This is a genomic window from Tahibacter sp. (assembly GCF_035481375.1).
Classification (GTDB): domain Bacteria; phylum Pseudomonadota; class Gammaproteobacteria; order Xanthomonadales; family Rhodanobacteraceae; genus Tahibacter.
Genome location: NZ_DATIGT010000156.1, coordinates 1 through 8,634 on the forward strand (window position 1 = coordinate 1; position 8,634 = coordinate 8,634).

Sequence of the window (8,634 nt, forward strand, 5' to 3'; positions counted from 1 at the left end):
GCCAGCCGGCGAGATCGCCCTGCACGAGTTCGATGCGGCCTTCGTTGGATTCGCTGAGGAACACCGTGCCGATTTCATCGCCTTCGAATTCGGTGTGCGTGTAATCCGTGTGGCTCGCGTTGACGCGCACGCTTTCGAGCGCGCCGGCATCGAGATTCACTGCGCCCTTGATGTCATAGCGCGTCTGCGCGAGTTTCAGCGTGACGCCGGCTTCGCCCTCGGCGGGATCGCCGGGTTCGGCCGGATTGCCGTAGTGGTCGAGGAAGCGCGATACGGCCAGACCGATGAAGCCGCGGTCGCCGATCCACGAGCCGCCGAACGAGCCCGACTTCGTCGTCAGGAAACTGTTCGCGATCTTGCCGTCGGGGCCGTCGTAGTCGTCGGTGTCGCGACGAGTGCCGTCGGCATGCAGCACGAAGTCGCCGGCGGAGAGATCGATGCGCGCCATGCCGGTGCGTTCGTCCGAGGCGTCGTTGCCGCGCAATTCGGCGCGGCCCGACAGCGGGCGGTCGGGCCGCTGTTCCGGGATGCGGCCGTCGACGACGTTCACGACGCCGCCGATCGCGCCGGAGCCGTAGAGCAGGGTGGCCGGACCCTTCAGCACTTCGATCTGGTCGGCAAGAAACGGCTCGATCGACACGGCGTGGTCCTGGCTCACCGTCGAGACGTCGCCCGAACTCGCGCCGTTGGACAGCACGCCGACGCGCGGGCCATCGAGACCGCGGATCACCGGGCGGCCGACTCCGGGACCGAAATACGTGGTCTGTACGCCGGGCTGCTTCGCGACGGTTTCGCCGAGCGTGCCGGCCTTGGCGTCGTCGAGCGCTGCGCCGGCCAGCACGCTGACCGGTGCGATGACGTCGTCGGCGCTCTGCTTGATCGGCAGCGCGGTGACCTCCACCTCGTCGAGCTTGTGCGCCTGCTCCGGCGAATTGCGTTCGCCGCCGGCATCGGCGGACGCCGATACGGAAGCACTGGCCTCGGCAACGGCGTCGGTCGCCGCCGCGGCGGTGCCGGCGTTCAGCAGGGTCACGATGGTCAGCGCTAGCACGGTCTTTCTCATGCAGGACTCCGGGAACATAAGGATGGTGAAGCGATTCGATATGTTATACTGTATCAATTCGCGATCCGGCAATGTCCGGAAGTCATGGCTACACTCACGCCCCGGCCCGGGCCGGTGGCGACGCCCCTTGCGGAGCCCTTTCGATGCGGTACGAGGCGTGTGATGTGAATTCGACCGATCCTTCCGAAACGACGGCGGACCGTCCGCGCATCCGCGGCTTCGCGGCGATCGCCGATCGCTTCGGTGCGACTGCGTCGTTTCTCTGCGCGATCCACTGCGCGCTGCTGCCGTTCGTGATCGCCGTGCTGCCGGCGCTGGGCCTCGCGTTTCTGGCCGATCATTCGATCGAGCGCGGTTTCGTACTGTTCGCCTGTGCGCTCGCAACGACGATGCTGCTACTCGGTTTCCGCCGGCATCGGCGGCCGAACGCGCTGTTTCTGCTGCTGCCGGCCATGGCGCTGCTGCTGGCCGGCGTCGTCGTCGATTTCGATTCCTCGGCGACAGTGCATGCCGTGCTGGTCAGCACCGGCGGCAGCCTGCTCGCACTCGCGCACCTTGTGAACCTGCGCCTTTCGCACATCCACGACCAGAACTGCCGGCACGAGTGATTGTGTAACCGCTGCGGCGGTTCCTAGCATGCCCGCATTCCAGAGCGCGCTTTTTCCATGACCCGTCCGCCGTCATCCGCCAGCACCGTCGCGCACGACCATGATCACGACCACGGTCATGGCCCAGACGCTCATTCCCATGGCCACAGCCATGCCGAACTCGACGACGAGGCGCGCGGCCACGTAGCCGCGTATGCCGGCGACCGCAAACGCACGCGCAAGCTCATGCTCGCATTCGCGCTGACGACGCTGATGCTCGTCGTCGAAGCGGTCGGCGGCTGGCTGTCCGGCTCGCTCGCGCTCGTCGCCGACGCGGGACACATGCTCGTCGACGCACTCGCGCTGCTGTTCGCCTGGCTCGGCGCGCATTTCGCGCAGCGTCCGGCCGATGCGCGGCGCAGCTTCGGCTATGCGCGGCTCGAGGTGCTGGTCGGCTATACGAACGCGCTGTCGCAGTTCGTGCTGGTCGGCTGGATCGTGTTCGAGGCGATCCAGCGCTTCCAGACGCCGGCGCCGATCCTGTCCGGCATGATGCTGCTGGTCGCGATCGCAGGGCTCGGCGTGAACCTGCTCGTGCTCGGCGTGCTCGGCGGCCACGATCACGACGATCTGAATACCGCCGGTGCCCGGCTGCATGTGCTCGGCGATCTGCTCGGTTCGCTCGGCGCGGTCAGCGCCGCGCTGCTCGTGCGGTATTTCGACTGGCTGTCGGCCGATCCCGCCATTTCCATCTTCGTCTCGCTGCTGATCCTCAACAGCGCCTGGCGCCTGCTGCGGCGTTCGGCGCACATCCTGCTCGAAGGCGTGCCCGAAGGCGTCGAGGTCGATGCGATCGTCGGCGGCGTCGAGACGGACGTGCCCGGCGTGCGCGAGGTGCACCACGTTCATGTCTGGCAGCTCGCCGGCGGCGTGCGCGTCGCGACCTTGCATGCGCGGCTCAACGAAGGTACTGCGCCGGACGACGCGATCCTCGAAGTCGGGCGCGCGCTGCGCCGCCGCTTCGGCATCGAACACGTGACCGTGCAGCTCGACGGCGTGAACTGCCACGCGCCGGCCTGCGAGCCGCCGAAGGACGTCAGGCCCCGCCCGGCCTGCCCGGGCCACGGCCATCACGGCCACTCGCACTGAGGCCCGGTTTTGCGCACGGCCGCGGCGCTGGTAAGCTACGCGGCCATTGCAAGTAATTCCTGGAGTGATTCGAGATGGGTAAGGGCGATCGCAAGACCCGCAAGGGCAAGACCTATTCCGGCAGCTACGGCAACGTCCGTCCGCACGCCATCAAGACCGATGCGGCGACGAAGACCGTCAGCAAGAGCGCTGTGAAGAAGGCTGCGCCTGCCGCGAAGAAGCCCGCCGCGAAGAAGCCGGCCGCCTGATCCCGCGACGCTTCGACCGTTATCGAAAAACCCCCGCATTGCGGGGGTTTTTTCATTTCCGGCAGGGCATGCGGGGAATCTTCAGATGAGACGCCGCCCCCCGGCGTAGACGCGCTCGGCGCCGCCGGCGCCGAGCCAGTAGCACAACTCCGCGGGCTCGGCGATGTTCCAGACCGCGAGATCGGCGCGCAGCCCGGCGGCAAGGCGGCCGCGGTCGCCGAGTCCGAGCGCGCGCGCCGCGTGCATGGTCGTGCCGCGCAGCGCTTCCTCGGGCGTCAACCGGAACAAGGTGCAGGCGAAGCTCATGGCCATGCGCAGCGACAGCAGCGGCGACGTGCCGGGATTGAGATCGGTCGACACGGCCATCGCGACGCCGTGCTCGCGCAGCGCGTCGACCGGCGGCAGCTTCGTCTCGCGCAGCACGTGAAACGCGCCGGGCAGCAGCACGGCGACCGTTCCGGCTTCGGCCATGGCTTTCACGCCGGCCGCGCTGGTGTACTCGACGTGGTCGGCGGACAGCCCGCCGAATTCCGCGACGAGCGCCGCGCCGTGCAGGTCGCTGAGCTGGTCCGCGTGCAGCTTGACCGGCAGGCCGAGGCCGCGCGCGGTTTCCATGACGCGGCGCGTCTCGCTGGGCGTGAACGCGATTTTTTCGCAGAACGCATCGACCGCGTCGACGAGTCCTTCGGCGGCGAGCGCCGGCATCATGTGGATGCAGACTTCGTCGATATAGCCGGACTGGTTGCCCGCAAATTCCGGCGGCAGAGCATGTGCGCCGAGAAACGTTGTGCAGACACCGATGCCGAGTTCATCGCCGAGGCGGCGGGCGACCTGCAGCATCTTGCGTTCGCTGACCAGGTCCAGCCCGTAGCCCGACTTGATCTCCAGCGTCGTGACGCCGTCGGCGAGCAGGGCGCGTGCGCGCGGCAGGGACTGCGCGAGGAGCTCGTCGGCGCTCGCGTCACGCGTACGGCGCACAGTGGAATTGATGCCGCCGCCGGCGCGCGCGATCGCTTCGTAACTGACGCCGTTCAGACGCTGCTCGAATTCGCCGGCGCGGTCGCCCGCGAAGACGAGATGCGTGTGGCAGTCGATGAGCCCGGGCGTGACCCAGGCGCCCTGCAGCGATTCGACATGGCGTGACAGCGACTGCGGCGAACCCGGCAGGCCGGCGAGCGGTCCGGCGTAAACGATGACGCCGTCCTGCCAGGCGATCGCGGCATCGTCGATGCGTCCGTAGGAACGTCCGTTGTCGACGAAACTCGCGAGCCGGCAGTCGAGCAGCAGGCAATCCCAGTTCGTATCCATGCGCGCGATGGTAGCAGTCCGCCGCCGCCGCAAAACGTCAGCGCGTCAACGCATGGACTTGGCGGCGGCGGCGCAAGCGCTCACCATGCGCAGCTTCGCCGCGCCGGCGGCCATGCTCTGGAGACGCCATGACCTCGTATCGCAGCGACTACGCCTGGCAGCCGCACGGCTGGGAAGCCGACACCGCGTTTTCGGTGGAACACGGCCGCTTCGCCGCGATTGCGGAAGCCGCGCCGGCCGACGCGCGGCTCGGGCGCTGGGTACTGCCAGGTATGCCGAATCTCCACTCGCATGCGTTCCAGCGCGCGATGGCCGGATTGGCCGAGCGCCAGACGAATCCCGAGGACAGCTTCTGGACCTGGCGCGAAACCATGTATGCGTTCGCCGGCCGCGTCGGTCCGGACGAACTGCAGGCGATCGCCGCGCAGCTCTACGTCGAAATGCTCGAGGCCGGCTACACGCAGGTCTGCGAATTCCACTATCTGCATCATCAGCCCGACGGCAGGCCGTATGCGGATGCCGCAGCCATGTCCCTCGCGCTGATCGACGCCGCGCGCGAGGCCGGCATCGGCCTGACCCTGTTGCCGACGCTCTACCAGACCGGCGGTTTCGACGGACGCGAACTCGGCGAACGGCAGCGTCGTTTCGGACATGCGACCGATGCCTATCTCGCGCTGCTGCAGCGCCTGCGCAGCCTGGAAAGCGCGACCGTGCGCGTCGGCGTCGCATTGCATTCGCTGCGCGCCGTGCCGTCGGCGTCGATGCAGGCCGTGCTCGACAGCGGGCTCGTCGACGACGCGCCGATCCACATCCATATCGCCGAGCAGATCGGCGAAGTGCAGGACTGCCTCGCGCTGCGCAATGCGCGGCCGGTCGAATGGCTGCTCGGCAACGCGCCGGTCGACGCGCGCTGGACGCTCGTGCATGCGACGCATCTGACCGCGGAAGAAACGCGCGGCATCGCCGCGAGCGGCGCTGTCGCCGGGCTGTGTCCGACGACCGAGGCGAACCTCGGCGATGGCCTGTTTCCGCTGAAGGAGTTTCTCGCCGCCGACGGCGTGCTCGGCATCGGCTCGGACAGCCACATTTCGGTATCGCCGGTCGAGGAACTGCGCTGGCTCGAATACGGCCAGCGCCTGCAGTCGCGTCATCGCAACATCGCGGTGTCGGAGTCCTCGGGCAGCGTCGGCGAGACGCTCTGGGGCGATGCGCTGTTCGGCGGCGCGCGCGCCGCGGGCGCGCCGCTCGGCGCGATCGAGTCCGGCGCGCGTGCCGATCTGGTCGTGCTCGACGATGCCGCGCCGCAGCTCGTCGCGCGCGAGCCGGCGCACCTGCTGGATACGTTCGTGTTTTCCGGCAATCGCAACCTGGTCCGCGACGTCATGGTCGCCGGCCAGTGGTGCGTGCGCGACGGCCGCCATCGCGATGCCGAACGCATTGCGGCGCGTTACGCCGCCGCGCTCAAACGCATCGCGGTCTGAGTCGGCGCGCTCAGCGGTCCTCGCGCAGCAGGCCGCGCATCGTCTGCGGATTGCCGTCGTTGCGCGCCGGCGCTATCCCGAGCAGCCGGGCGAGCAGCGGATAGACGTCGACGTTGTCGAACGCCGGCACGCGCGCGCCGCGGCGGAACGCCGGACCGTTCGCGACGAACAGCGCGCCCATGTCGGGCAGCGCGTTGTCGTAGCCGTGCTCGCCGCGCGAGAAATGGCTGCCGCGATCGGCGAGCCAGGTCGAGGTCGTGATGACCCAGCCCGGCTCCGCGAGGCAGACGATCGGCGGAATCCGCGCGTTCGTGCCGTAGTGGAAGCGCGCCGGGATCTGCGCGCGCCGCCAGCACTGCATGTGCGGATGCGCCTTGAGCAGTGCGTCGTAGGCATAGCGCTGCTCGCCCGGCTGCGGTGTAAATCCGGCGACGACGCCGAAATTGATCGCGCGTACGCGCTTCAGATCGACGATCTCGTCCACCGCGATGGCGCGCTCGGCGCTCGATGCGGTCTGGCCGTGGTCCGACAGCAGGACGAGGTTCATGGCATCGCGCAGCCTGCGCTGCGCGATGCCGTCGAGGAGACGGCCCAGCGTTGCGTCGATCTCGGCGAGCGCGGCGTTCACTTCGGCGGAATCCGGGCCGGAGTCGTGTCCGGCGCGGTCCACCTGCTCGAAATACAGCGTGATGAAGCGCGGCCGCCGGGCCGCCGGCAGATCGAGCCAGCCCAGCACCGTGTCGACGCGCTGGTCGGGACTGAAGCCGCGGTCGAACGGCTTCCAGTGGCTCGGACGTATGCCGTCGATCGCGACGTCGGAGCCGGGCCAGAACATGGTCGCAGTGCGCACGCCCCGGCGTTCGGCGCCGACCCAGATCGGCTCGCCGCCCCACCAGCGCGCGTCGGCCGTCGTCGAGGCGTCGTTGTATACGAAGTTATTCTTTTCTCCGTCGCCTTCGATGCGGTTGTGGACGATGCCGTGGTGGTCCGGATACAGGCCGGTCACGATCGTGTAGTGGTTCGGAAACGTCAGCGACGGAAATGCCGGCCGCAGGGCGTCGGCGCGCACGCCTTCGGCGGCCAGCGCCGCGATCCGCGGCGTGACGCCGCGATCCAGATAGTCGGCGCGAAACCCGTCGATCGAGACGAGCAGCAGATAGGTGTCGCCGCTCGCCGGGGCGCGGTCCGCCGTCGCGGTCATGTTCGCGGCGCCGTCGTCTGCCGCGGGTACGGTCGCCGGCGTCTGCGCGCAGGCATTCAGCAGCGTGAAGGACGCAAGGAGGACGAGGCGTCGCAGCGACGCCGGGCAGGTCAAGGCATAAGGCATGAGCCGAAGTATGCCAGCCCGATATGCCGCTTTCGCTGCGCCGAAAGTCTCGGGGCGCGGCCGGAATGCGGTGCGGGCGCGCGTACCAACGCGCTATCACGGTGCGACCCGCAGTCCTGGGACCGCAGCCTATAATCGCGGCTTCGCCATACGGAGCCGGCCATGAACGCCCCCACCCGCATCGACACCACGCGCGTGATCCGCGCGCCACGCGGCAGCGCGCTGACCTGCAAGAGCTGGCTGAGCGAAGCCGCGTTCCGCATGCTGCAGAACAACCTCGATCCCGAGGTGGCCGAGAACCCGGCCGAACTCGTCGTCTACGGCGGCATCGGCCGCGCCGCGCGCAACTGGGAATGCTTCGATGCGATCCTGCGTTCGCTGCGCGAACTCAACGACGACGAAACCCTGCTGATCCAGTCGGGCAAGCCCGTCGGTATCTTCCCGACCCACGCCGACGCGCCGCGCGTGCTGCTCGCCAATTCCAATCTCGTACCGGCCTGGTCGACCTGGGAACACTTCAACGAACTCGATCGCAAGGGCCTGATGATGTACGGCCAGATGACGGCCGGTTCGTGGATCTACATCGGCAGCCAGGGCATCGTCCAGGGCACCTACGAGACCTTCGTCGAGATGGGCCGCCAGCACTACGGCGGCAGCCTGCGCGGCAAGTGGATCCTGACCGCCGGTCTCGGCGGCATGGGCGGCGCACAGCCGCTTGCGGCATCGCTGGCCGGCGCCTGTTCGCTGAACATCGAATGCCAGCAGAGCCGCATCGATTTCCGTCTGAAGACGCGCTATGTGGACGAGCAGGCGGGCGATCTCGACGACGCGCTCGCGCGCATCGCGAAATACACGGCGGCCGGCGAAGCGAAGTCGATCGCATTGCTCGGCAACGCCGCCGACGTGTTGCCCGAACTCGTACGCCGCGGCGTGCGCCCGGATGCGGTGACCGACCAGACCAGCGCGCACGATCCGGTCAACGGCTACCTGCCGGTCGGCTGGACCGTCGAGCAGTGGCTCGAACGCCGCAAGAGCGATCCGGAAGGCACGCGCGATGCGGCCAAGCGGTCGACGAAAGTCCACGTCGAGGCGATGCTCGCGTTCCATGCGCAGGGCGTGCCGACGTTCGACTATGGCAACAACATCCGCCAGATGGCCAAGGACGAAGGCTGCGCGAACGCGTTCGACTTTCCGGGCTTCGTGCCGGCTTTCGTGCGGCCGCTGTTCTGCCGCGGCGTCGGCCCGTTCCGCTGGGTCGCGCTGTCGGGCGATCCCGAAGACATCTACAAGACCGACGCCAAGGTCAAGGAACTGATTCCGGACGACGCGCACCTGCACAACTGGCTCGACATGGCGAAGTCGCGCATCAGCTTCCAGGGCCTGCCGGCGCGCATCTGCTGGGTGGGCCTGGTCGATCGCCACCGTCTCGCGCTCGCCTTCAACGAGATGGTGGCCAAGGGCGAGCTCAAGG

General features: G+C 68.4%; 8 protein-coding genes. 5 read left to right on the plus strand and 3 right to left on the minus strand.

What is annotated here, in order from left to right; genetic code table 11:
• The coding region (locus tag VLF18_RS10415; protein WP_325279564.1) for a TonB-dependent receptor plug domain-containing protein at nucleotides 1–1,063 on the minus strand (1,063 nt) is incomplete at its 3' end.
• Between the two features lie 164 nt (nucleotides 1,064–1,227).
• Between VLF18_RS10415 and VLF18_RS10420 the strand changes: the two genes are divergently transcribed.
• The 3 genes from VLF18_RS10420 (at nucleotide 1,228) to VLF18_RS10430 (ending at nucleotide 3,047) form a co-directional block, all read left to right on the plus strand.
• Complete coding sequence (locus VLF18_RS10420) at nucleotides 1,228–1,671, plus strand: MerC domain-containing protein (RefSeq protein WP_414717209.1); 444 nt, start codon at nucleotides 1,228–1,230, stop codon at nucleotides 1,669–1,671.
• A gap of 57 nt (nucleotides 1,672–1,728) precedes the next feature.
• A complete protein-coding gene (locus VLF18_RS10425) occupies nucleotides 1,729–2,799 on the plus strand; it encodes a cation diffusion facilitator family transporter (RefSeq protein ID WP_325279565.1) in 1,071 nt (356 codons plus the stop codon).
• Between the two features lie 74 nt (nucleotides 2,800–2,873).
• Entirely contained in the window at nucleotides 2,874–3,047 is a 174-nt protein-coding gene (locus VLF18_RS10430; RefSeq protein ID WP_325279566.1) for a 30S ribosomal protein THX, read from the plus strand.
• An 81-nt stretch (nucleotides 3,048–3,128) separates the two neighbouring features.
• Here the strand turns inward: VLF18_RS10430 and hutI are convergent, their stop codons facing one another.
• Entirely contained in the window at nucleotides 3,129–4,355 is a 1,227-nt protein-coding gene (gene hutI, locus VLF18_RS10435) for an imidazolonepropionase (RefSeq protein ID WP_325279567.1), read from the minus strand.
• A gap of 128 nt (nucleotides 4,356–4,483) precedes the next feature.
• Here hutI and VLF18_RS10440 point away from each other — a divergent pair, with 128 nt between their 5' ends.
• Nucleotides 4,484–5,836, plus strand: a complete 1,353-nt coding sequence (locus VLF18_RS10440; protein WP_325279568.1) for a formimidoylglutamate deiminase — start codon at nucleotides 4,484–4,486, stop codon at nucleotides 5,834–5,836.
• 10 nt (nucleotides 5,837–5,846) lie between these two features.
• Here VLF18_RS10440 and VLF18_RS10445 read toward each other — a convergent pair whose 3' ends face one another.
• Nucleotides 5,847–7,163, minus strand: a complete 1,317-nt coding sequence (locus VLF18_RS10445) for an ectonucleotide pyrophosphatase/phosphodiesterase (RefSeq protein ID WP_325279569.1) — start codon at nucleotides 7,161–7,163, stop codon at nucleotides 5,847–5,849.
• A 162-nt stretch (nucleotides 7,164–7,325) separates the two neighbouring features.
• Here VLF18_RS10445 and hutU point away from each other — a divergent pair.
• On the plus strand, nucleotides 7,326–8,634 hold a 1,309-nt coding region (hutU, locus tag VLF18_RS10450; RefSeq protein WP_325279570.1), incomplete at its 3' end, for a urocanate hydratase.

Coding starts and splice junctions, on each gene's coding strand:
- VLF18_RS10430 (WP_325279566.1), top strand. CDS start 2,874: ATGGGTAAGGGCGATCGCAAGACCCGCAAGGGCAAGACCTATTCCGGC.
- VLF18_RS10440 (WP_325279568.1), top strand. CDS start 4,484: ATGACCTCGTATCGCAGCGACTACGCCTGGCAGCCGCACGGCTGGGAA.
- hutI (WP_325279567.1), bottom strand. CDS start 4,355: ATGGATACGAACTGGGATTGCCTGCTGCTCGACTGCCGGCTCGCGAGT.
- VLF18_RS10425 (WP_325279565.1), top strand. CDS start 1,729: ATGACCCGTCCGCCGTCATCCGCCAGCACCGTCGCGCACGACCATGAT.
- VLF18_RS10445 (WP_325279569.1), bottom strand. CDS start 7,163: ATGCCTTATGCCTTGACCTGCCCGGCGTCGCTGCGACGCCTCGTCCTC.